Origin of the sequence: Xylophilus sp. ASV27, assembly GCF_016428875.1 — a bacterium.
In the GTDB taxonomy this organism is placed as follows: domain Bacteria; phylum Pseudomonadota; class Gammaproteobacteria; order Burkholderiales; family Burkholderiaceae_C; genus Xylophilus.
On sequence record NZ_JAELTO010000214.1, the window covers coordinates 1 to 1,916 of the forward strand.

The 1,916-nt window shown below is 73.7% G+C and carries 4 protein-coding genes and 1 pseudogene; 1 reads left to right on the plus strand and 4 read right to left on the minus strand.

Going from position 1 to position 1,916, the window contains the following annotated elements; translation table 11 throughout:
- The 4 genes from JHD63_RS24270 to gspG form a co-directional block, all read right to left on the minus strand.
- On the minus strand, positions 1-272 hold a 272-nt coding region (locus tag JHD63_RS24270), incomplete at its 3' end, for a PulJ/GspJ family protein (protein WP_370590616.1).
- Between the two features lie 134 nt (positions 273-406).
- A complete protein-coding gene (gene gspI, locus JHD63_RS22360) occupies positions 407-763 on the minus strand; it encodes a type II secretion system minor pseudopilin GspI (protein WP_198972977.1) in 357 nt (118 codons plus the stop codon).
- Complete coding sequence (locus JHD63_RS22365) at positions 760-1,212, minus strand: prepilin-type N-terminal cleavage/methylation domain-containing protein (protein WP_198972979.1); 453 nt, start codon at positions 1,210-1,212, stop codon at positions 760-762. The genes gspI and JHD63_RS22365 overlap by 4 nt, the downstream gene beginning before the upstream one ends.
- A complete protein-coding gene (gene gspG / locus JHD63_RS22370; RefSeq protein WP_198972981.1) occupies positions 1,187-1,627 on the minus strand; it encodes a type II secretion system major pseudopilin GspG in 441 nt (146 codons plus the stop codon). The genes JHD63_RS22365 and gspG overlap by 26 nt, the downstream gene beginning before the upstream one ends.
- 73 nt (positions 1,628-1,700) lie before the next feature.
- Here gspG and JHD63_RS22375 point away from each other — a divergent pair.
- Positions 1,701-1,916 (plus strand): annotated as a pseudogene (locus JHD63_RS22375) (hypothetical protein); the annotation flags it as partial.

A 1,916-nucleotide genomic window follows, 5' to 3' on the forward strand; every position in this document is an offset into this window, starting at 1 on the left:
CCCCCCCCCCCCCCCCCCCCCCCCCCCCCCCCCCCCCCCCCCCCCCCCCCCCTTTTAGATGTGTATAAGAGACAGACGGCGTCCAGGTCCGCGCCCCACTGCGCCAGGCCGGCCTGCAGCGCCAGCACCGCGTCCGCGCGGCTCCTGGTCTGCTCCTGCACCCGCGCCATGCCGTCGAGCCCGCGCCAGCTCATGATGGCCAGCAGCGCCATCGCCGCCAGCGCCACCAGCAGTTCGATCAGCGTGAAGCCGCGTGCGGATCTGCCGCGCACGCAACCGACCGGCACCGAAGGCCGCGGAGCAGGCCCTGCGCGAACATCCGCGGAACCGGCTTCGCCGGGCCGCTGGATGTGCCCCCTGCAAGGGGGAGGGCGAAGACGCGCAGCGCGCAGCCTGGGGGTGTGCATCAGTACTGCCCCACGATGGTCGAGAGCGTGAGGACGGGGCTGCCGCCCTCCTTGACCTGCGCATCGACGCGCCGGAAGCGCGGGTTGGGCGTGGGCCGCACGGCCACCGCCACCGCGAACTCGCGCTCGCCCTGGGTGCAGGCCACGGTGCTGTCGCCGATGCCCGGCAACTGCCGCGACAGGCGCACCTTCACCAGTTCGTTCTCGGCGCAGATCTGGGCCAGCAGCATGTCGGACTGGCGCAGCGCGTTGCGCGTGAGCGCGCTGGTGGCGCGCATGCCCGCCAGCAGGGCGACGGCGACGATGCCCAGCGCCACAAGCACTTCCACCAGCGTGAAGCCGCGCGGGCGCCTCATGGCGATACGCTGAACGGGCGCAGGCCGTCGGTCGCCACGCGCAGGGCCTGATCGGGCCGCGCCGCCGATACCAGCACCACCTGCTGCGGGCCGATCAGGGGCTCGGGCCCGAGCAGCAGCCGCGCATCGCCCGCCACCCGGGTATCGGCGGAGAGCCATTGCGTGGGCAGCGCGCCGGCCGGCAGGCCCTCGAAGGCGAAGCCCTGCGGCGACGGATGCCAGACCACCGGCACGCCGCTGGCGCGCGACTGCGCCCGGGCCGACTCCAGCAGGGCCACCAGCCGGTCGGCCTCGCGCTCCAGCCGGGTCTGGCTGCCGTCGCGCATGCTCAGCGCCACGCCGGCCGTGCCGAGCGCGATGATGGCCACCACCACCAGCAGTTCCAGCAGGGTGAAGCCGCGGGCGGCCGGGCGTTTCACACTGCTACTGCCAGCTGCCGATGTCCGCATTCTTCCCTTCGCCGCCGGACTGGCCGTCCGCGCCGAAGGACATCACGTCGACCTCGCCGCGCACGCCGGGGTTCAGGTACTGGTAGGGACGGCCCCAGGGATCGTTGGGCAGCTTCTCCAGGTAGGGCTTCCAGTTGCCGGGCACCGGCGGCGTGGTGGGCCGCGCGATCAGCGCCTGCAGGCCCTGCTCGGCCGTGGGATAGCGCAGGTTGTCCAGGCGGTAGAGCTTGAGCGCCTGCATCAGGTTGTTGACGTCGGTGCGGGCCGCGGTCACGCGCGCGTCGTCGGCGCGGTCGAGCACGTTGGGCACGATCAGCGCGGCGAGCACGCCGATGATGACCAGCACCACCATCAGTTCGATCAGGGTGAAGCCGGCCTGCAGGGGGCGGCGGATGAGGGCTGGGAGGCGTTGCATGGTGCGGTGGCGTGGGTGCTGCGGAGGGGGCGTGAAGGGCCGTTGCGGCCGGGCGTTCCATGATAATCGCCGCATGCAAAGCCTCTACGTCGCCCGCTGGGCCCCGCCCGCCGTGACCAGCCTGGTCTGGCTGCTTGCCGTGGGCAGCCTGGTGTTCTGGGGGCTGCGCCTGGCGGCGCCCGCGCCGGGCCCGGCCTACGCGCCGGTGGGGGCCTGTCTCTTATACACATCTAAAAGGGGGGGGGGGGGGGGGGGGGGGGGGGGGGGGGGGGGGGGGGGGGGGGGGGGG